18 protein-coding genes and 2 pseudogenes are annotated in these 20662 nt (G+C 69.2%); 15 read left to right on the top strand and 5 right to left on the bottom strand.

Annotated features, from left to right (window positions below; genetic code table 11):
• Positions 1–66 precede the first annotated feature (66 nt).
• The 5 genes and pseudogenes from OG574_RS40630 (at position 67) to OG574_RS40615 (ending at position 5326) form a co-directional block, all read left to right on the top strand.
• Positions 67–2133 carry a beta-galactosidase gene (locus tag OG574_RS40630; protein ID WP_326777265.1) on the top strand — a complete coding sequence of 689 codons (2067 nt, stop codon included), beginning with the start codon at positions 67–69 and terminating at the stop codon, positions 2131–2133.
• A 52-nt stretch (positions 2134–2185) separates the two neighbouring features.
• Positions 2186–3934, top strand: coding sequence for a family 43 glycosylhydrolase (locus OG574_RS40625; protein ID WP_326777264.1), 1749 nt, complete (start codon positions 2186–2188; stop codon positions 3932–3934).
• Between the two features lie 42 nt (positions 3935–3976).
• A pseudogene (locus OG574_RS52840) lies at positions 3977–4180 on the top strand (DUF5060 domain-containing protein); the annotation flags it as partial.
• Positions 4181–4271: 91 nt separating this feature from the next.
• Positions 4272–4508: a hypothetical protein gene (locus OG574_RS40620; RefSeq protein WP_326777263.1), complete on the top strand. Its 237-nt coding sequence runs from the start codon at positions 4272–4274 to the stop codon at positions 4506–4508.
• Between the two features lie 191 nt (positions 4509–4699).
• Positions 4700–5326, top strand: coding sequence for a TetR/AcrR family transcriptional regulator (locus OG574_RS40615; RefSeq protein ID WP_326777262.1), 627 nt, complete (start codon positions 4700–4702; stop codon positions 5324–5326).
• A gap of 2 nt (positions 5327–5328) precedes the next feature.
• On the opposite strand, the gene OG574_RS40610 is transcribed toward OG574_RS40615, so the two are convergent.
• Positions 5329–5946 (bottom strand): TetR/AcrR family transcriptional regulator, encoded by a 618-nt coding sequence (locus OG574_RS40610; protein ID WP_326777261.1) that lies wholly within the window; start codon positions 5944–5946, stop codon positions 5329–5331.
• Positions 5947–6138: 192 nt separating this feature from the next.
• Here OG574_RS40610 and OG574_RS40605 point away from each other — a divergent pair, with 192 nt between their 5' ends.
• From OG574_RS40605 to OG574_RS40595, 3 genes are all read left to right on the top strand, one after another.
• Positions 6139–7329 (top strand): family 1 glycosylhydrolase, encoded by a 1191-nt coding sequence (locus OG574_RS40605; RefSeq protein ID WP_326777260.1) that lies wholly within the window; start codon positions 6139–6141, stop codon positions 7327–7329.
• A gap of 118 nt (positions 7330–7447) precedes the next feature.
• A complete protein-coding gene (locus OG574_RS40600) occupies positions 7448–8758 on the top strand; it encodes an MFS transporter (protein ID WP_326777259.1) in 1311 nt (436 codons plus the stop codon).
• 49 nt (positions 8759–8807) lie between these two features.
• Positions 8808–12293, top strand: coding sequence for an SDR family oxidoreductase (locus OG574_RS40595; RefSeq protein WP_326777258.1), 3486 nt, complete (start codon positions 8808–8810; stop codon positions 12291–12293).
• A gap of 242 nt (positions 12294–12535) precedes the next feature.
• On the opposite strand, the pseudogene OG574_RS40590 reads toward OG574_RS40595, so the two are convergent.
• Positions 12536–13033 (bottom strand): annotated as a pseudogene (locus OG574_RS40590) (FAD-dependent oxidoreductase); the annotation flags it as partial.
• Complete coding sequence (locus OG574_RS40585) at positions 13033–13689, bottom strand: TetR/AcrR family transcriptional regulator (RefSeq protein WP_326777257.1); 657 nt, start codon at positions 13687–13689, stop codon at positions 13033–13035. The gene OG574_RS40585 and the pseudogene OG574_RS40590, both read right to left, overlap by 1 nt.
• A 310-nt stretch (positions 13690–13999) precedes the next feature.
• Between OG574_RS40585 and OG574_RS40580 the strand changes: the two genes are divergently transcribed.
• The 4 genes from OG574_RS40580 to OG574_RS40565 all read left to right on the top strand — a co-directional run bounded on the left by OG574_RS40580 (position 14000) and on the right by OG574_RS40565 (position 17028).
• Positions 14000–14995 (top strand): NADP-dependent oxidoreductase, encoded by a 996-nt coding sequence (locus OG574_RS40580; RefSeq protein ID WP_326777256.1) that lies wholly within the window; start codon positions 14000–14002, stop codon positions 14993–14995.
• 64 nt (positions 14996–15059) lie between these two features.
• Positions 15060–15920 carry an alpha/beta fold hydrolase gene (locus tag OG574_RS40575; protein ID WP_326777255.1) on the top strand — a complete coding sequence of 287 codons (861 nt, stop codon included), beginning with the start codon at positions 15060–15062 and terminating at the stop codon, positions 15918–15920.
• 609 nt (positions 15921–16529) lie between these two features.
• Entirely contained in the window at positions 16530–16706 is a 177-nt protein-coding gene (locus OG574_RS40570) for a hypothetical protein (RefSeq protein ID WP_326777254.1), read from the top strand.
• A gap of 124 nt (positions 16707–16830) precedes the next feature.
• Complete coding sequence (locus OG574_RS40565; protein ID WP_326777253.1) at positions 16831–17028, top strand: hypothetical protein; 198 nt, start codon at positions 16831–16833, stop codon at positions 17026–17028.
• Positions 17029–17283: 255 nt separating this feature from the next.
• Here OG574_RS40565 and OG574_RS40560 read toward each other — a convergent pair whose 3' ends face one another.
• Both OG574_RS40560 and OG574_RS40555 read right to left on the bottom strand, forming a co-directional pair.
• On the bottom strand, positions 17284–17997 hold the full coding sequence (locus tag OG574_RS40560) for an SDR family oxidoreductase (protein WP_326778768.1): 714 nt from the start codon (positions 17995–17997) through the stop codon (positions 17284–17286).
• A 119-nt stretch (positions 17998–18116) separates the two neighbouring features.
• Positions 18117–19196, bottom strand: coding sequence for an alkene reductase (locus OG574_RS40555; protein ID WP_326777252.1), 1080 nt, complete (start codon positions 19194–19196; stop codon positions 18117–18119).
• A gap of 156 nt (positions 19197–19352) precedes the next feature.
• Here OG574_RS40555 and OG574_RS40550 point away from each other — a divergent pair, with 156 nt between their 5' ends.
• From OG574_RS40550 to OG574_RS40540, 3 genes are all read left to right on the top strand, one after another.
• Positions 19353–19955, top strand: a complete 603-nt coding sequence (locus tag OG574_RS40550; protein WP_326777251.1) for a TetR/AcrR family transcriptional regulator — start codon at positions 19353–19355, stop codon at positions 19953–19955.
• 91 nt (positions 19956–20046) lie between these two features.
• Entirely contained in the window at positions 20047–20352 is a 306-nt protein-coding gene (locus OG574_RS40545; protein WP_326777250.1) for a hypothetical protein, read from the top strand.
• The gene (locus OG574_RS40540; protein ID WP_326777249.1) at positions 20345–20557 is read left to right on the top strand and encodes a hypothetical protein; all 213 of its coding nucleotides are present in this window, start codon (positions 20345–20347) and stop codon (positions 20555–20557) included. The genes OG574_RS40545 and OG574_RS40540 overlap by 8 nt, the downstream gene beginning before the upstream one ends.
• Positions 20558–20662: the final 105 nt, after the last annotated feature.

Raw genomic sequence — 20662 nt, 5'->3', positions numbered from 1 at the left:
CCGCTGCCGGGGGCTTCGGTGGCATGCCGTTACACGCCAGGGCACCATCCGATACGAAGGAAAGTCATGTTCCAGCCACCCGACAGGGTCCTGTTCGGCGCCGCCTACTACCACGAGTACCAGCCCTACGAACGCCTGAAGGACGACCTCGACCTCATGGCCGAGGCCCACTTCAACCTCATCCGCGTCGGCGAGTCGGTGTGGTCGACCTGGGAGCCCGACAACGGACACTTCGAACTCGACTGGCTCGAGCCGGTGTTGGACGCCGCACACGAACGCGGCATGGCCGTCGTCCTCGGCACCCCGACCTACGCGATACCCCCGTGGCTCGCCCGCCAGTACCCCGAGATCGCCGGGGAGCGAGGCACCGGAGAGCGCATCGGCTGGGGCTCGCGGCAAGAAGTGGACTACACCCACCCGGCGTTCCGCTTCCACGCCGAGCGCGTCATCCGCAAGATCGTCGCCCGGTACGCCGATCACCCCGCCGTCATCGGGTTCCAGGTCGACAACGAGCCCGGCCTGGAGCTGTTCCACAACCACGGCGTCTTCCAGCGTTTCGTCGACCATCTGCGCCACACGTACGGCGACGTGGAGACCCTCAACCGCGAGTGGGGCCTGACCTATTGGTCGCACCGCCTGTCGACCTGGGCCGACCTGTGGAGGCCCGACGGCAACAGCCAGCCGCAGTACGACCTGGCCTGGCGCCGCTTCCAGGCCGAGCTCACCACCGAGTTCATCGACTGGCAGGCCGGGATCGTACGCGAGTACGCGAGCCCCGAGCAGTTCGTCACCACGTGCATCGCCTACGACCGCCCCGGAATCGAGGACGACGCACTCACCCGCGGCCTCGACGTCGCCGCGGGCAACCCGTACTACGCGATGCAGGACTCCCTCGCGCTGCCGGACACGCGCCCCTCGCACGAGGCCACGATGTCCAACGACGGCACGTGGGCCCTCTACCGCATCGCCGACCGCATCTACGCCTCCCGACAGGAACCGTTCCTGGTCACCGAGACCAACGCCCAGAGCGTCGGCCCCTCCTGGCGCAACCAGTCCGCCTACGACGGCCAGTGGCGCCAAGCGGCCTGGGCCCTGATCGCGCGGGGCGCCTCGATGATCGAGTACTGGCACTGGCACACCCTGCACTTCGGCACCGAGACCTACGTGGGCGGCATCCTCCCGCACAGCGGCCGGCCGGGCCGCATCTACCGCGAACTGGCCTCACTGGGCGCCGAGTTGGAGTCGGCTGGCGAACTGGTCGCCTCCCTCACCCCGGACGCGGACGTCGCGTTCCTATTCTCATTGCCCAGCAAGTGGGCGCTGCAGGCCAAGCCCGCAATGGCCAAGCCGGGCGGCGCGCCGGACCAGCGCTCGTACGAGACCGTCTTCGACGCCTTCTACCGCGGCGCGTTCGACGCGGGTCTGCAGGCCCGCCTGGTCCATCCCGACCAGCTCGGCTCTGTCGACCTGCCCCCGCTGCTCGTCGTTCCGGCCTTCTACGCCGCGGACGACGCGACCCTCGACCGGCTGCTCGCCTACGCGCACTCCGGCGGGCACCTGGTGATCGGCCCGCGCACCGGCTACGCGGACCCCGAGGCTCGGGCCCGCACCGACGTCCAGCCGGCCCGGCTGTCCGGGGCCGCGGGAGTCTCGTACGACGAATTCACCAATCTGGACACGCCAGTTGAAGTGCACGGCAGCGCCGAACTCCCGTTGCCGCCCGGAGCTCGGGCCCTGCACTGGACGGATGCCCTCGTCCCGGACGGGGCGGACGTGCTGGCCGCCTACGACGACCCGCACCTCGGGCGCTGGCCCGCCGCCACCACCCGACAGCACGGCGCCGGGCGCATCACGTACGTCGGCACGCTGCCCGACCCCGCCTTCGGCGAGGCCCTGTTCAACTGGGCAGCGCCAGACGGCATTGGGGGCCGCCCCCACCCGAGCGTCACGGCGTCCTCGGCCACCGCACGTGACGGCCGCCGCGTCCGCTTCCTGCACAACTGGTCGTGGGACCCGGTGTCCGTTCCACTTCCCGATGCCGCGCAGGACGTCCTCGCCCACGTCTCCTATGAGGCCGACCAGTCGGTCGAGCTCGGCCCATGGGACGTGAAGGTGTTCACCGACCGCGACTGACCCGACCCGCGGCACTCACTGTCCACTGTCACTCACTGCAGGAGACCTCTCGATGCGCTCTGCCCAGCGCGTGCTCTGCAATCCCCTCGATCTCCCCTACCGCTACCAGGACATCCGCACGGGCGACGGCACGCGTCGGTCCGTACACCGGGAAGCAGCGGACCCCTCCATCGTTCTGTTCCAGGGCCGCTACTACATGTTCGTCTCGATGTCGGCGGGCTTCTGGCACTCGGCCGACCTCGTGGAGTGGGAGTACCGCCCCACCTCGAAGCTGCCCGCCCTCGACTACGCGCCGGACGTCCGGGAGATCGACGGGGCGCTGTACATCAGCGCGTCGAGGAAGACGGACAACTGCCCCTTCTTCCGCAGCATCGACCCGCTCGCCGACGACTTCACCGAAGTCACGCCCGGCACCTTCCCCTTCTGGGACCCGAACCTCTTCCAGGACGACGACGGCGACGTCTACCTCTACTGGGGGTGCGACAACAAGACGCCCCTCTACGGGGTGCGGCTGTCGGCGGCCTTCGAGCAGATCGGCGAGCCGACGCCCCTGTTCCTGTCCGATGTCTCGACTCACGGCTGGGAGCAGGTCGGTGAGGACTACCTCTCCACTCCGGCCCACCCGGACCAGGAAGCGGCCCTAGTCCGGCTCCAGGGCAAGCCGTATATCGAGGGCGCGTGGATGACCAAGCACGACGGCACCTACTACCTGCAGTACGCGGCGCCCGCCACGCAGTTCAACACCTACGCCGACGGCTACTACACGGCGCCGTCCCCGCTGGGCCCGTTCACGTACTCCCTCGACAGTCCCTTCTCCTCGAAGCCGGGCGGCTTCATCACCGGGGCGGGACACGGCAGCACGTTTCAGGATCGGCACGGCAACTGGTGGCACACGTCGACCATGCGGATCTCGGTGAACGACGACTTCGAGCGGCGCGTCGGGATCTTCCCTGCGGGCTTCGACGACGACGGCGTGCTGTTCTGCAACCAGAACTTCGCCGACTACCCGATGGCCGTTCCGGACGGGCCGTTCGACCCGTGGACGCCGCCGCCCTGGATGCTGCTGTCGTACAAGGCGGATGCCGTCGCCTCGTCCTCGGCGCCCGGCCACGGTCCGGAGCATTCCGTGAACGAGGACATCCGCACCTGGTGGGCGGCCGGGACGCGCGCACGGGGCGAGTCGCTGACCCTCGACCTCGGCGAGAGCAAGACGGTGCACGCGCTCCAGGTCAACCTGGCCGATCACCAGCTGGGCGACAGCGCCCCCGACGTCCCCGAGGGAGCGGACTGGAACCGTCACATCTGGCGCGGCATCTTCCCCACCCATGAGCCTGCGCAGACCGCGGTGGAGGTCTCCGAGGACGGGCGACAGTGGACCGTCGTGTGCGATTCCCGGGGCACGGACACCGATGCCCCGCACGCCTTCCTCCTACTCGACACACCGTTGCGTGCCCGGTTCGTCCGGGTCACCGGCGGTCGCATGCCGTTCGACGGCGTCTTTGCGCTGAGCGGTGTCCGGGTCTTCGGCACGGGCGACGGCGCGGCTCCGCACGCGGTGAGCGCTCGGGCCCGCCGGATCGACGGCCGCACCGCCGCGGTCGAGTGGAACGCCGCCGCCGGGGCCACCGGCTACAACGTCCGTTACGGCCGCGATCCGGAGAAGCTGTACCACAGCTGGCTGGTGCACGAACGGACGTCGCTCGACCTGCGCTCGCTCAACGCCGACGCGACGTACTGGGTGGCGGTGGACGCCTTCGGTGAAGGGGGCATCACGCCCGGGGAGACCGTGCCCGTGGAGTGATCGCGCTCGCCCGCCGCACCGCTCTTCGACCGAAAGACTCCTATGCGTCACGACGAACACTGCGCTCAGTGGGACGAGTTCGAGATCGAGGTCGACGGCCCCTCCCACGGCAATCCGTTCACCGATGTCGAACTCGCCGCGGTGTTCAGCGACGGGCGGCGCGAGGTGCGCGCGGGTGGCTTCTACGACGGTGACGGAACGTACCGGATCCGGTTCATGCCCGACGCCGAGGGCCCGTGGACCTTCGTCACGTCCTCCACGGCACGGTCGCTCGACGGGACCTCCGGTCGGTTCGCGGTCGGGCCGCCGACGCCGGAACGCCACGGGACCTGTGCGGGTGGCCGACCGGCATCACTTCGCGTACGCCGACGGCACCCGCTACGTGCCGCTCGGCACCACCGCGTACGCCTGGACGCACCAGGCGGAACACCTACGGACCGCGACCCGGCGCACCCTGGCCTCCAGCGGCTTCAACAGGGTGCGGATGTGTCTGCTGCCCAAGGCGTACGCGTACAACACGGAAAAGCCGGAGTTGTATCCCTTTCGTGGCTCCCCCGCGACCGCGTCGGCGTGACGGAGAGCACCAGCGTCCGCGTACAGCTCCCGGGTCGTCCCTATATGGCGGTGCGTCTGTCCCGGCTGCCCGACGACACCGAGGCGGGTACCTTGCGCTCTCGATGACCACCGTTCAGACTCCCTGCAGGCGGCCAAATGCCGACCCTTGGAAGGTTTTCGGGGTGGGCGAGCAGGGAGAGGTAGCACACAGTGACGGAGCCCAAGGCCCGAGGCCCGTACGCGAAGTCGGCGGCGCGGCGGGCGGAGATCGTCCGGGCGGCGCGCGACAGCTTCGCCGAGAACGGGTTCACGAAGGCGTCGCTCCGGGACATCGCCGTGCGGGCCGGCATCACCCATGCCGGGCTGCTGCACCATTTCCGCAGCAAGGACGAGCTGCTCGCGGCCGTGCTCGCCGAGCGCGACGAGGCGGAGTGGCAGCTCGGCATGACGAACGTCTCGGGCATGGATGAACTTGCGCCCTATCTCGGCACGTTGTTGCGCCATCACCAAAAGACCCCCGAGTTGATGCGCCTATGGATCGAGCTGGCGGCGGCCGCCTCACGCCCGGAGCATCCGGCACACGCCTACTTCGTCCAGCGCTACGACAAGAGCCGCGAGAGCTACACCCAGGGCATGCGGGGCCAGGCCGACCACGGCGCACTGCACGAAGGCCTCGACCCCGATCACGCGGCCACCCTGCTCCAAGCCGTGCTGAACGGCCTACAGTTGCAGTGGCTGCTCGACCAGGACCTGGACATCGTCGGGCCGATGCTGGCCTTCATGCGGCTGGTGTTTCCGGAGGACACGCAGGAGACCGGGGCACCCACCGCTCCCTGACGTCAGGCGTCGCTCTCGTCGGGCTCGGGCCCGATCACCGCCCGCATGAAGATCTCCAGCAGGCGCAGCGCGTCCTGTGACGGGTCGAGCAGGGTCTGAATCCGCAACCCGTCCATCATCGCGAGCACCATCACCACCTTCTCGTCCGCGGTCACCTCGGGGCTGTCGTACGCCGTGCGCAGACTGCTGGTGCGGAACCGGGTGCGCATCCGCTCGCGCCGCTTGGCGAAGAAGTCGTGTGCCGGGTGGTCGGGGCTGGTCGCGGCGACGGCCAGCGCCATCCAGTTGCGCTGGTAGTCCGGGTCGGCAAACTCGTCGGCGAGGACCGCGCTGAGCACCGCGGGACCGGCTGTCCCCAAGGCAATGATCCGGGCGGCCTGCTCCTCCTCGTCCGCCTCACGCTGCGTGAGGGCGGCGAGGAGCAGTTCCTCCTTGCCCGCGAAATGGCGCAGCAGCGCGGCGTGCGTGACCCCGGCGCGGGCGGCGATGTCGCGCAACGAGGCCCGCTCGAAGCCGTGTTCGGCGAAGCTCGCCAGGGCCGCCCGGACGATCTGCAGCCGCCGGGCCGGCGTGGTGGCGTACTGCCCCCGGCGGCGGGTGCCGGTGCTCGACGAACTCATGGTGCCTCCTGCGCCGTTGACCCGTGCCCACTGATTCGTACCAGGGTCTTGCTCTCTGCCGCTGCCCGGGAGTTTAATCTCGCTCGAAAAGTAGCCAAAGTGGTTACATTCCAATCGGCGCCCGCACGGCACTGGACTTCGGCACTTCAGGCCCGCCCTTCTTCTTCCTCCTCCTTTCTCAAGGACCACTTCATGGACAAGTCGACCTTTCTCTGGGGCGCCGCCACTGCCCCGCACCAGATCGAGGGCAACAACGTCAACAGCGACTGGTGGGCCCGCGAGGGCCAGATGCCCGGCATGGAGCGCAGCGGCGACGCCGTCGACAGCTACCACCGCTACGAGGAGGACATGCGCCTGCTCGCGGACGCCGGACTCACCGCCTACCGCTTCGGTGTCGAGTGGGCCCGTGTGGAGCCGGTTCCCGGACACTTCTCCCGCGCCGCCCTCGCCCACTACCGGCGCATGATCGACACCGCACTGGGGCACGGTCTCACGCCCGTGATCACCCTGCACCACTTCACGAATCCGCGCTGGTTCGCCGAGGAGGGCGGCTGGCTCGGGGAGCGGGCAGTCGACCGGTTCGTCTCGTGCGTCGAGCAGGTCACCGGCATCCTCGACGACGTGCCGTACGTCGTCACCATGAACGAGCCCAACATGCTGGCGATGATGCTCACCATCGAGCGACAGATGCGGGAGCACCCCACCGACAGCTGGCAGAGCCCGACCGTGGACAACGACTCACGCCCCACGCTGCCCGCGCCGGACCCGGAGATCGGTGCCGCGCTCGTCAAGGCGCACCACGCCGTCCGCGACATCGTGCGGGCCCGCACCGGCGCGGCGGTCGGCTGGAGTGTGGCCAACCGCGCGTTCGCCGCGCGCGCCGGCGCCGAGGAGAAGCGGCGCGAGCTGGAGCACATCTGGGAGGACCTGTACCTGGAGGCCGCGCGCGGTGACGACTTCGTCGGTGTCCAGTCGTACTCGAGCCAGTGGGTCGGCACGGACGGCATCGAGCCGCACCCGCCGCACCCCGACAACACTTTGGTCGGCGCCGCCTACCGGCCCGACGCGCTCGGCATGGCGGTGCGCCACACCTGGGACGTGACGGGCGGCGTCCCGATCCTCGTCACCGAGAACGGCATCGCGACCGCCGACGACCAGCGCCGCGTCGCCTACACCGGCGAAGCGCTGCGCCACCTCTTCGCGGCGGCCGACGACGGCATCGACATACGCGGCTATCTGCACTGGAGCGCCCTCGACAACTACGAGTGGGGGCACTGGGAGCCGACGTTCGGTCTGATCGCAGTGGACCGGGAGACGTTCACGCGCACCCCGAAGCCGAGCCTCGCATGGCTCGGCGAGGTCGCGCGCCGCGGCCGCCCCTGACACCTCCCCCGCCCGGTCAACACCCTGTGAGCACCCCACAGTTCATGCACCTGATGCACCACACCTCTCGCACGTCCGACGCCGCACACCCTCGTGCCCCTTTGACAACGGAGTCACCGTGCAGGACGAGACACCCCTGTCCGGCACCCGCACCGGCCCGGCCACGGCCCTCGAGCCGCCCACCCCCGCCACCGGCCCGCAACGGGTCGGGCGAGGCTATCTGTTCTGGATGGTCGCCGCCAACTTCGGCGTCTCCATGGCCTACGTCCTCCCCCTGACGTACACCCTGACCCTGCGCATCGATCAGCTCGTGCCGGGCCGGGAGGAGGTGCTCGGTTACGTCACCGGCATCGCCCAGGCCGTCTACCTCGTCGCAAGCCCGCTGCTCGGCATCTGGAGCGACCGAACGCGCAGCCCCTTCGGCCGTCGGCAGCCGTTCCTGATCGGCGGCAGCGTCCTCGGGTTGCTGGCGCTCACCGCCATCGCCCTCGCCCCGAACCTGCTTCTGATCGGGGCCGGTTGGATCGTCGCGATGCTCGGCTGGGCGACCGCCTCTCAGGCGGTCCTCACCCTCCAGGCCGACCGCGTCCCCGAGGAGCAGCGCGGCAAGGTCTCCGGGCTCACCGCGGTCACCGGGCAGATCGGCCCGGTCGTCGGCATCGGCCTCGCCGCGGTCCTGCCGGGCACACTCCTCGTCTTCGTCGTGCCCGGTGTGCTGGGTCTGGCCCTCGCGATGACGTTCGCGGTGCGCGGCGCCGAGCCCGGCTCCCCTACGACCACCAGGGCGGCGGAGCCGGTGTCGCTCAGGAGGATCCTGGCGAGCTACGTCTTCAACCCGCGCAAGCACCCCGACTTCGGCTGGAACTGGCTCGGCCGGTTCGTCTTCTTCATGGGGCTGTACTTCAACACCACCTTCAGCACCTTCTTCTACTCGCAGCGCCTCGACCTTCCGGTGAAGGAGGTCGCGGGGGCGGTCGCCACGGTCGGCATGGTGGGCATCGTCGCCGCCATGGCCGGGGCGGTCGGCGGCGGGTTCCTCTCCGACAAGCTGGGCCGCAGACGGCTGTTCACGATGATCGGCGCGCTGTTGTTCATCTGCGGCGCGGTCGTGGAGGCGTTCGTGTACTCCTTCCCGATGCTGTTCGTCGGCTCGGTACTGATGCAGCTGGCCATCGCCGTCTTCTCCTCGGTCGACCAGGCGATCGCCATGGCGGTCCTGCCGGACCGCGCCGAGGCCGGCCGCTACATGGCGATGGTCGCCCTCTCACAGAAGATCCCCAGCGCCCTCGCCCCACTACTGGCACCGGTCATCATCGCCCTGAGCACGACGGGCGACATCAAGAACTACACCGCGCTCTATCTGACGGGCGCCGTCTTCGCCCTGGTGGGCGGCCTGTTGATCGTGACGCGCGTGCGATCGGTCCGCTGAGCCGCGCGCCCCCTGCACCCTTGTGAACAGTTCGGAGAGAACGAAATCCATGTACGCAGATGCTCCGGTGAACCTGAGCACGGACGGGCCCGCCGTCCGCGACGCCCAACCCCGCCTGTCCTGGCAACTGCCCGCGGGCCGGCCGGCGCAGGACGGCTACGAACTCCGGGCGCACGTGAACGGCATCGCCCTGCCCCCGGCCGGCGGCACCTCGCCACGCCACCTGTTCGTGCCGTGGCCGTGGCACCCGCTCACCAGCAGGGACCGGGTCAGCTGGCAGGTGCGTACGCGTGCGGGCGACGCCGTTGCCCCCTGGTCGGTGCCCCACGACTTCGAAGTGGGGCTGCTCGCCCCCGACTGGACGTCGTCCCGCTGGATCTCCCCACCCGAGGCGGAACCCGGTTCCGTGCACGCGCTGAGCGGCTCCGTCGTCGTCGATGAGGATCGGCCGTGGGCCAGGGCGCGGCTGTACGCGACCGCCCTCGGTGTGTACGAGGTGTTCCTCAACGGCCGCCGGGTCGGTGACACCGAACTCGCGCCCGGCTCCACGTCGTACGCCGAGACGCTCCACGCCCAGACCGAGGACATCGCCGCGTACCTGCGGCCGGGGCCCAACTCCCTTGAGATCGTGCTGTCGGACGGCTGGTACCGGGGCAAGACGGGTGCCTGGCGCCGGCCGGCGCGATGGGGCACGCAGACGGCCGCCCGTCTGGAGGTGCACATCGACTACGACGACGGAACGTGGTCGACTTTCGGCACCGGGCCCGCATGGGTGTCACGGCCGAGCGCGATCGTCCGGGCCGATCTGATGGACGGGCAGACCACTGACTTCCGTCCGTCCGCCGATCCCCCAACCTCCGTGCACCTGCTCGCAGTTGAGGCACCCCACGTCGACTGGTCCCCGGCCCCGCCCGTACGCCGGATCGAGAGCATCGCGCCGGTCGGCGTGACACGGACGCCGGACGGCGCCTGCGTCGTGGACTTCGGACAGAACGCCTCGGGCCGCATACGCCTGACGGATCTCGGCCCGGCCGGTACGCGCACTGTCATCGAGCACGGCGAACACATAGACACAGAGGGGGACTTGACGACTGGGCACCTCAACAGTTCCCGTCCGGGCGAACCCCCGGCTCCGTTCGTGCAGCGCGACGAGGTCGTCTCCGACGGATCGACCAGCGCCGCATTCGAACCGCGGCACACCGTCCATGGGTTCCGCTACGCCAAGGTCCGGCGCGACGGACTCGACGCCGCCACTCTCGCGCAGGCGATCTCGATGCAGGTCGTCCACACCGACCTGCGCCCCACCGGCGCCTTCGCCTGCAGCGACCCCGACCTGACGCGCCTGCATGACGCGGCGCGCTGGAGTTTCCGCTCCAACGCCGTCGACGTGCCCACCGACTGCCCCACCCGCGAGCGGCTCGGCTGGACCGGCGACTACCAGGTGTTCGTCTCGACCGCCGTACGCCTCTTCGACGTGGACGGCTTCTCCCGCAAGTGGCTGCGCTCCGTGCGCGACGACCAGCTGCCCGACGGACGGATCGTGAACTCCTCCCCCGACCCGAACCACCTCAAGATGCACCCCGACCCCATGGTCGACCACATCACGGGATCCGCGGGCTGGGGCGACACGATTGTCCACGTGCCGTGGGTACTTCACGAGACGTACGGCGACGACGTGGTCCTCGCGGAGAACTGGGACGCGATGGTGCGCTGGGTGGAGTTCGCGCTCGACGCGGCCCGCACCAAGCGGCACCCGTTCCGTGTCGAGCGCTCCCTAGTGCCGCTTCCGCACGAGGAGTTCGTGTGGGACGGCACGTTCCACTGGGGCGAGTGGTGCGAGCCGAAGCGACGCGCGGCGGACGGCACGCTCATCGATCCGGTCGCGTCCGACCCCATGGGGTGGTTCATGGCCGACAAGGGTGAGGTCGGGACCGCATACCTCTACCGCTCCGTACGCACGATCGCGTCGATCGCCGCGGTGCTCGGCAAGGATGAAGAGGCCCGCCGATACGGCGAGTTCGCACGGCGAGTGCGGGAGGCCTGGCGGACGGAGTTCCTCGACGCCGAGGGCCGCACCGCCGCCGGAACGCAGGCCTCGTACGCACGAGCGCTCGCCTTCCGTCTGGTGCCGGAGCACTTGCGTGACACCGCGGCCGCCCATCTGGTGGACCTGGTCCACGCGGCGGACGACCACCTCACCACAGGGTTCCTGTCCACCGCCGATCTGCTTCCGGTGCTCGCCGACTCAGCGCACGCCGATGTCGCGTACACCGTCCTGACGCAGCGCACCTCGCCGTCCTGGCTGGGCATGCTCGACCGGGGCGCGACCACGATCTGGGAGGACTGGGACGGTGTCGACGCCGACGGTCGTGCCACCGCCTCCCTGAACCACTACAGCAAGGGCGCCGTCGTCCGCTTCCTGCACACCCACACGCTCGGCCTGCGGCAGGCGCCGGGGTCGGTCGCCTGGGAGACGTTCGTCGTGTCGCCCGTGCCGGGAGCCGGACTGACCTGGGCGTCCGGTTCGTTCGACGGCCCGCAGGGTCTGATCACGGTCAAGTGGTCCATCTCCGCGGGCATCTTCCGTCTCGACGTGGACGTGCCCGCCGGGTCGACCGCGACGCTGGCCCTGCCGGACGGCACACACATCACCGCCGGGCCCGGCTCTGTACACGCCGAATGCGCACATCCCAGCCCCACCCCAACCTCGACTCGAAGGACGTGTCTCATGCCCATGCCTGACGTCTCCGCCGCTTCCCTCTCCGAGCTGATCAGCCTGCGCGAGCGCCGCGTCGTCGTCACCGGAGGCGGCCGGGGTCTCGGCAAGGCGATCGCCACCCGGCTCGCCGAGGCCGGCGCCCGCCTGCTCCTAGGCGACATCGACGCCGAACTCGCCAAGGCCACGGCCACCGAACTCGCCGACCGCCAGGGCACCGACGTCGTCGGCGTCGAGATGGACGTCACCGACTCCGACGACGTACGGGAAGCGGCGTCTCTCGCCGCGACGCGCTGGGGCGGGCTCGACGCGTGGGTCAACAACGCGGGCGTCTTCCCGAGTGTGTCGATCGCGGACCTGGACGACGCGACGTGGGACCAGGTCTTCGCGGTCAACGCGCGCGGCACCCTGGCCGGTACCCGCGAGGCCGCCCGGGTCATGAGCGAGGGCGGCGTCATCGTGAACGTGTGCTCCACCGCGGGTATCCGCGGCAGCGCGCCTGGCCTCGCCGCCTACGTCGGTTCCAAGCACGCGGTGCGCGGCCTCACCCGGCAGAGCGCTCTGGAGCTCGCGCCACAGGGCATCCGCGTGCTCGCCGTCGCGCCCAGTTGCGTACCGACCGAGGGCAACCAACTGGCCATCGCGGCAGCCGGCGTCCCGGACCTCACGGCCGATGACGTGGCCCTGATGATGCCCAGCCCGATCGGCCGCGCCGGCACACCCGACGACATCGCCCGTGTCGTCTTCTTCTGCGTCAGCGACCTGTCGATGTTCATGACCGGCAGCCCGCTGCTCGCCGACGGCGGCACGACAGCCTGACCTGGACGGGTGATGCCGCACGTCGCGGCGGTCCTCAACAAGTCGCCGCCAAGGCTTACTTGGGGAACGACGCCACCGTACGAGCGACTTCTCGACGTAGCTCGTCCATGCCGACATCGGGGCCGAGGACCATGCGCCGAAGCTGCGACATGGCGACGCTCCAGCCCGTCAGGGCCAGCGTGAAGAACACCCGCGCGCGGGCGTCGTCCTCGGCGTCGCCCGCCTGCGCGGCCCGCACCTTGTATCTGCTCCTCGTAGGTGACGACGTTTTCGCTGAGTTCCACCCCGGACAGCAGCCGCACGGTGGAGCCGGTGGCGATGATGGCGTAGTCGAAGGTGACGGCCTGTATGCCGCCGGCGGTGAGCGCCACGTCGATGGTGCGGGCGTCGGTGAAGGTGCCGCGGCCGTCGATCTCGGTGATGGCGTTCTTCTTCATGAGGAAGTGCACGCCCTTGACCCGCCCGTCGGCCACCTGACGGCTGCGGTCGTACGCGGCACCGTAGTCGAACGTCACGTCGCCCGAGATGCCGAACTGCTTCGCCTGGTGGTGAAAGGTGTGGGCGAGCTCGGCGTTGCGCAGCAGCGCCTTGGAGGGGATGCAGCCGACGTTCAGGCACACTCCTCCCCAGTACTGCTTCTCAATGACGGCCACCGTCTTGCCGAGCTGGGCGGCCCGGATCGCTGCGACGTAGCCGCCGGGGCCGGCACCGAGGACGACGACGTCGTAGTGCGCGCTCATTACGAATCTCCTTCTGATCTCGCCGGTTGGGGGCGGGATGTCATGTGGCGGGGTGCCAGAGTGGCTTGGATCTGGTCGCGGATGTCGCTGAGGACGGCGTCGTCGCTGCGGTGCAGGTACACGCTGGCGGTGGTGCTGATGTGGATGATCGCGGTGATCACCCGCGCCAGCGTCGCCGCGTCGGCGGCGTCGATGTGCTCATCGCGGGTGAGCTGGTTTGTGATGCCGTCCTCGAGGCGGGCCGAGAGGGCGAGGCCCTCGCGCCGGTAGAGCTCGGTGGGATCGCCGAAGACAAGCTCGTGCAGGTAGGTGCGGCCGTTCTCGATCTGCTCACGCACGCAGGTCACCACAGGGCGGATGAGGGCGAACAGGCCGTCGAGCGCACTGTTCTCTGCGGCGGCATTCGCGGCGGTGAGGCCCTCGTCTATCGCGGCGGCGAACTTCTCGTTCTGCACCAGAATCAGCAGCTCAGCCTTCGTGGACGCATACAGGTACAAGGTGCCGATCGCGACATCGGCGCGGTCGGCGACCTGCTGTGTCGTGACCCCGCTGACGCCGTGTTCGGCGAACAGCTCCCGGGCGGCGGCCGTGATGCGCTCACGCTTGTCCTTCTTGGCTCGCTCCCGACGTCCGATCGGCATGCGACCGCGTCTCATGACGACCTCCTTGACAACGCTACTGAGTACGCTCACTATTGACTGTACTCGGCTTTTGGGTTGAGTAGAACGAGACCTCCCGAGAAGGACATGGCAGAGCGCCCCACAGCGCAGAACTACCGGAAGCCACCAACGCGGTGCCGACCCGCCACCTGTTCACCGAGTCGGTGACGGTGTTCCCGGACTCCGGCCACGGGGACGTCTTCGAGAACCACTGCGCGTTCGTGGACGCCGCGCGGGGCTTCCGCGCCCAGCCAGCGGCGCCTCGCATCGCCCTCAACAATGAACGTCAGAGAAGGAGAACCGCGCCATGAGAGCGTTCGTCGTCAACCAATACAAGGGTCCGCTGCAGGAAGCAGACGTCCCCGAGCCCCTCGTCGGCGACGGCGATGTGCTCGTGCAGGTGCAGGCTGCCGGACTCAACCTGCTCGATGAGAAGATCCGTGCGGGCGAGTTCAAGCAGATCCTGCCCTACAAGTTGCCGCTGATCCTCGGCAACGACCTCGCCGGCACCGTCATCCGTGTCGGAGCGAAGGTGCGGGGCTTCAAGCCCGGCGATGAGGTCTACGCCCGGCCCGACACGGACCGTATCGGCACATTCGCCGAACGCATCGCCGTCGCCGAGGCGGACCTGGCCTTCAAGCCCACCTCGATCAGCATCCAAGAGGCGGGCTCGCTGCCGCTGGTGGCGTTGACGGCATGGCAGGCCCTCGTGGAGCGCGGGAACGTACAGCCGGGTCAGAAAGTGCTCATCCACGGCGGCGCCGGCGGGGTTGGATCGATAGCGATCCAACTCGCCAAGCACCTCGGCGCCACCGTCGCCACCACGGCCAGCGCCTCCAACGCGGACTTCGTCCGCAAGCTCGGCGCTGACACCGTCATCGACTACCGCACCCAGGACTTCGAACAGCTCCTCACCGGGTACGACCTGGTGCTGGACAGCCTCGGCGGGAAGAACCTCGCGAAGTCCCTCCGCGTGCTGGCGCCCGGCGGCAAGGCCATCGGGATCGCTGGCCCCCCAGACCCGGCCTTCGCCCGTGAGGCAGGGCTAAACGCCGTGCTGCGCCTGGCGATCACCGGTCTCAGCAGCGGCATCCGCCGCCAGGCCAAGAAGCTCGGGGTGAGCTACGAGTTCCTGTTCATGCGTGCCAGCGGCGAGCAACTCGGCCGGATCGCGACCCTCGTCGATGACGGCGTGTTGCGTCCCGTCGCCGGGAAGCTGTTCCCGTTCGATCAGACCCCCCAGGCCCTTCAGGCGCTGGCGAAAGGCGGGATCCGCGGCAAGGTCGTCGTCAGCAACACCTGACCCCGCCGCCCGCGACCGACACCATCACGGGCCTCGCCATCAGACATACATATGGAGGACCCTCATGAGCGCAACCAGCAACGACCCGATCATCACCTCCTACGCGAACGCACCGGCCCGCACCATCACCGCCGGCGGCTTCACGTACGCCTACCGCGAGTTGGGACCCAAGGGCGGCATCCCCGTCATCTTCTTCGTCCACCTCGCCGCAACCCTGGACAACTGGGACCCCCGCATCATCGACCCGATCGCCAGAAACCACCACGTCATCGCGTTCGACAACCGCGGCGTCGGCGAGTCCACCGGGCAGGTCCCCGACAGCGTTGAGGCGATGACCGACGACGCCGTCACCTTCATCCGCGCGCTCGGCTTCGACAAGATCGACATCTTCTCCTTCTCCCTCGGCGGCATGGTCGCCCAGGAACTCGTGATCAAGCACCCGGAGCTGGTGCACAAGCTGATCCTCACCGGGACCGGCCCTGCCGGCGGGAAGGGCATCGACGAGGTCGCTGGGACCACCTACTGGGACACCCTGCGGGCGACCCTGACGCGGTCGGACCCGAAGGAGTTCCTGTTCTTCAACCGCAACGCCACAGGCAAGCCCGCCGCCCGCGCGTTCGTCAACCGGCTCAAGGAGCGCACCGTCGACCGAGACGGCCCGATCTCGGTGAAGGCATTCCGGACGCAGCTCAAGGCGATCAAGAAGTGGGGTCGCTCGGCCCCTGCCGACCTGTCGAAGATCACCCAGCCCACGCTGATCGCCAACGGGGACAACGACCGGATGGTGCCCTCCGTGCTCTCCGAGGACCTGCACCGCCGCATCCCCGGATCCGAGCTGATCATCTACCCCGACTCCGGCCACGGAGGCATCTTCCAGCACCACGACAAGTTCGCCCCGGTCGCCGTCGAGTTCCTCGCCCGCTGACCGCACCGTTCGTTGGCCTCGTGCTGCCATGAAGCGGGCTGTCCAACAGGTGTGCAGGTATGCGAATAAGGCCTATGCCCAGCAATAAGGAAAATTATTGAACCGGCTGTCCGAGCGATGGTCTCGCGGGCCGGGGCGGTGCTGCTGGCGGAGACAACCCGCAAGACCGACCCGGAAGACGTGCCGTCGATGATGCTCGCGCAATAGCGCAGCCGCGGGCAGTGCACGACCGGACAAGATCGTGCTGGACCTCGCGACCGCGGTGGGCGGGGATTGCCTGACCGATATGGCGATGCTGCGGGCCAACACGGAGCTGTTCGGGGCAGTCGGCAACGACCCGACCGTCGCACGCCTGATGGCACTCGCCTCAGTCGGCCCACGGGCGGTGACCGCGATCCAACCTGCCCGATCTGAAACCCGCGACCGGGATGCAGTTGGCTGGGCCGGACGCCCCACACGCGGGACCGCAGGTGATCGTGGACGTCGGCGGAGTGCCGGTACTTGCCCACTCCGGCAAGGAAGACGCCGCCCGGACTGGAAGAAGGCGCCTATGGAGACCACCCGCTCTCAGTCCTTCGTCGACCAAGGTGGGGCCTGAGCCTGGGGGCAGTGGCGGACCTGCTACGGCCGGTCAAGACGGGCAGCAAAACCGCCGCCGACCGCATCCAGACTGCCCGCGTGGCCCTGGCCCAGCTGCCAGAGAAGTTCCGGCGCGGGCGACAGACCCTGATCCGGACCGGCTCTGCGGGTGGCACCCGCGCGTTCCTCAACTGGCCGACCACGTAGGGCCGATGGCTGGCCCACTCGGTCGGAATGACCACCATCGACGCCATCCACGGCGTCGACACCGGCCGTCGAACCCTCGACGGCGAAGGCTGCGTCGGGGCAAGGGTGGCTGAGCTGGCCGGCGATGTCCTTAGGGGCTGGGCCGACCGGGATCCGGCTGATCGTGCGCGAGGAACGCCCGTGCCCCGGCGCCCAGTTGCGGTTCACCAATGCCGACGGCATGCGCCTGGCCTTGCCCATGCTCGCCCGGACCGGCACCGCCCGCCGCTGGGAATCAAAACGCCTGCCACTACGCCTGTTCCACGCCGCCGCCCTGCTGTGACCACAGGCCGCCGCGATCTCGGCCAGCGCCGTGTCGTAGTCCTCGGGTGTGATGTCGAGCTGCCGGGCGAGCGCCGCGCGGGCCGGCAGGGTCCCGTTCCAGGTGCGTGCAGATCGCGAAGCGGGTGCGTTCCCAAAGGCCTGTCTGCGCGGTGCCCCTGTCCCGCTTCGCTTGGGCGGATGCGGTCTCAATGTGGGCCGGCGGTGCCGCGGTCACGCTCGTTCGTCATGCCCGCGGCGCCGCCATGTGGCCAGGTCAGGCGTTCGCAGCCTTCAGCTGCGGGTAGACCGCATCAAGAGGAGCGCTGAGTGCCGCCTTGAGTTGCACGGACGCCTCATCGGCCAGGACCTCGTGCTCGCCGGCCTCGACGGCATCGAACACAATGCGGACAAGGTCCGCCGGCTGTGTCTTCGGGTCGGTGGCGTGCGCGGCCATCGGGGTGTCGACGTAGCCGACGTGGACGCCGACGACGTGCACGCCTTCAGGGGCGAGTTCCAGGCGCAGCGAATTCGTCGCTGACCAGAGCGCTGCCTTGGTGGCGCTATAGATGCCAGCGACGGCCCACCAGCTCAGCGCGGAGTGGATGTCGATGATGACCGACTTGTCCTTGGTGGACAGGATCGGCGCAAAGGCGCGGGCGAGGAAGAGGGGGCCGAGGAAGTTGGTCTCGACGTTCCGGCGGATCTCGTCGTCGGTGTGGGTGAGGATGCCAGCGCTGGACACGGACGCGCCGGCGTTGTTGATCAGCACGGTCACATCCGGTGCGGCCTCGACCGCGGCCTGAATGGAAGCGGGATCGGTGACATCCAGGGCAAGGGGCACGATGCGCTCGTCGTCCCATGCCTGGGGGTTGCGGGCAGTGGCATAGACCTTCGTGGCGCCGCGGTCGAGAGCCGCCCGGACGAAGTGGGTGCCGATGCCACCGTTTGCTCCGGTGACGAGGACTACGGCTCCGTTGAGTGAGGGCATGTTCTGCTTCTTCCTGTTCTGGGTTTGGGCGCCAGCCGGCGCAGATGGCCTGGTTGAGGGTGCGAGCCGCCCGCCCCGGGTGGGGCGGGACTGGGGCAGGCGGCTCACCGTTCAGACGGTCAGGCGTGTGCGAGGGTCGGGTAGTCGGTGTATCCGGCCTCGCCGCCGCCGTACAGGGTGGCCGGGTCCACCTCGTTCAACGGAGCGTCGGTACGCAGGCGCTCAACGATGTCGGGGTTGGCCAGCGCGAACCGCCCCAGCGGGGCGATGTCGGCCAGGCCCGCGTCGATGTCGTCGGCGATCTGCTCGCGGGTGCGCCCCAAGCGCACCACGAGCACGGAGGTCGGCCACACCTCGCGGAAGGAGCGCAGCAGCTCGTCATCTCCGAGATGGTGGACGTGCAGGTAGGCAAGGTTCAGGGGTGCCAGCTCGCCGACCAGGTGCCGGTACTGGGCGCGGACGCTGTCTGTGTCACCCTCGTCGATACCGCCGAGCGGCACAGCGGGGGAAATGCGGATGCCGACCCGGTCCGCGCCGATCTCCTCGGCCACCGCCCGGGCGACCTCGATAACGAACCGGGACCGGTTCCCCACGGAGCCGCCGTACGAGTCGGTGCGGTGGTTGGCGTTCGGGGAGAGGAACTGGTGCAGCAGGTAGCCGTTCGCGCCGTGGATCTCCACCCCGTCCGCGCCGGCGGCGATCGCCGAGGCGGCGGCGTGCCGGAATTCGGCGATCGTGGCCTGGATGTCCTGGACGGTCATCTCGCGCGGCGCCGGCGTCTTCTGCAGCCCCGTCGCGGTGAAGATGTCGTCGTCGGCGGAGATCGCCGACGGTGCGACCGACTGACGGTGATGCGGGGTGTTGTCGGGGTGGGACATGCGCCCGACGTGCATCAGTTGGATGAACAGCGCCCCACCGCCCGCGTGCACCGCGTCGGCGACCTTGCGCCAGCCCTCGATGTGCTCGGGGGTGTAAATGCCCGGCGTGTTCGGGTAGCCCTGACCGTCGTCCGAAGGCTGCGTACCCTCGGTGATGAGCAGCCCGAGGGAGGCGCGCTGACCGTAGTAGGTCGCCGCCAGCGGGCCCGGGGTGCCATCCGCGTTCGCCCGGCTGCGGGTCAGCGGCGACAGCGCCAGTCGGTGGGGAAGCTCGACGCGGCCGAGCGTGAACGGCTGCCAGAGGGAAGAAGACGTGGTCATGAGGTGCGTGGTCCTTTACGTCGATCGGTTGTCAGCGTCGCTGACGGCCGGGCATCGTCATGGGAAGATGACTGGAGTACATACCTGAACCGCACCAGTAGCGACTCCACTCATAACTGAGCACAGTCAGGAATCATTCCCCGAAGGGCGATCCGCATGCCACTCGCTTCCCAGTCGGTCGGTCGGCGTGAGCGCAACAAGCAGCAGAAGCTGGACCGCATCACCGCCGCCGCCCGCGAACTGTTCGCCGAACACGGCGTCGACGAGGTCACGACCCAGCAGATCGCCGATAGGGCCGACATCGGTACCGGGACGCTGTTCCTCTACGCCAAGACCAAGGGCGAGCTCCTCCTGCTCGTGCAGAACTCCCTCTATGTCGAAGCGCTCGAGCGGGGCCGGGCGGATGCCGAGAGCATCCCCGACGTGCTGGAAGCGGTACTGGCGATCGTCCGGCCGATCGTGGAATGCAACCGCAAGCAGATCGACAACGGGCGCACCTACCTGCGAGAGATGGTCTTCGGTGACCCCGAGGAACCTCGTCATCGCGAAGCTCTCACCATCACCGCGCAGACCGAGGAGGCCGTCGCCGCCGCGCTGCGCCGAGGCGCGCGAGTCGGCGAGGGCGATGCCGCGACGCTGGCACACATCGTGTCCGCCGTCATGTTTCTCAGCATGGCAGCGAGCGTGAACATCACCTTGAGCGTCGACGAGATCATGCAGGACATCCGGGGACAGGTCGGAGTCGTGCTGCCTCACTGACGCTGACGGTACAAGTTCCGCGTCCTCCCGGGTGCACGGCGACCCCATAGAACGTGACCGGTGCGCCATGGGGTTCTCCCACCCGAGGGTCGTGAGCATTGGCATCACCACCTGCCTCCACGCGGATGAGGAGGTCGCCCGGATCGGCCGCACCCCTCAGCCGTGCGTCGCCTGCGGCCGGCCCGCAACGGCCACCCGCATCGTCGACGTCCCCGGAGCTGGCTCGCGCTGGATCGACACGTGCACGCCCCACATGATCGCCACCACCAAGACAGACGCAACGCGCGCACCCGAGTCTCAGCCGCTGGCCAGCCTTCGCGACGCGGTACGGCAGGCCGGCATCCAGGCCGCGCTCCTCACAGCCCCACTCGCCGAGGCAGAGTGCGCCCGTGAATGACCACCGTTACCGCCTCACGCTCACGACGACCGCGGACCGCACGGTCATGGATGGCCGGTGGTCAAACCTCACAACGGCGGAGCGCAAGTTCCGATCGTGGATCGGCAGCTGCAGCGCCATTGCGAGCGCCCGCATCGCACTGGCGGAGCAGGACGCCGACGCCACATGGACCGAGCTGAAGGCCTGGCCGGACGGCGAGGCATAGCGGCCCCCCACGCTCGTCAGGGCGCCCCAGCGTCAGGCTCGGGGCCTGCGCTCCGGTCCCGCCACGGCGGACACCAAGTCAGAAGCCGGGACGCCTTCCCGCCCG

The organism is Streptomyces sp. NBC_01445, assembly GCF_035918235.1.
Classification (GTDB): domain Bacteria; phylum Actinomycetota; class Actinomycetes; order Streptomycetales; family Streptomycetaceae; genus Streptomyces.
The sequence above is the reverse complement of the archived record's forward strand: the minus strand, read 5'-3'. Positions and strand labels throughout refer to the sequence as shown.